The organism is Psychrobacter sp. TB20-MNA-CIBAN-0197 (assembly GCF_040309765.1).
GTDB lineage: Bacteria > Pseudomonadota > Gammaproteobacteria > Pseudomonadales > Moraxellaceae > Psychrobacter > Psychrobacter submarinus.
On sequence record NZ_JBEOPC010001313.1, the window covers coordinates 1 to 240 of the forward strand.

A 240-nucleotide genomic window follows, 5' to 3' on the forward strand; every position below is an offset into this window, starting at 1 on the left:
GATTCGTCCTCATCAATGCGTCAGGATGCGCCAGCGCTTGCGGCGACAGGCACGCGATCCGGTTGTCTCGTAAATCGAGCCATGACAGCCGTGGCAGAGTTTCCGCCCCGGTGGGCCAGGCCAGCAAATCCGTCGATCTCAGATTCAAGGCCTCGAGCCCGCTCAAAGCCGTGGCATCGAGTCGCCCCAGCGGGTTATGGCTCAGGTTCAGTCGTACCAGTTGTGGCAGCGCATTGAGTT

Annotated in this window: 1 protein-coding gene; it reads left to right on the forward strand. The window is 60.8% G+C overall.

Annotated features, from left to right (window positions below):
- On the forward strand, positions 1 to 237 hold a 237-nt coding region (locus AAEY83_RS18210), incomplete at its 5' end, for a hypothetical protein (RefSeq protein ID WP_351061504.1).
- Positions 238 to 240: the final 3 nt, after the last annotated feature.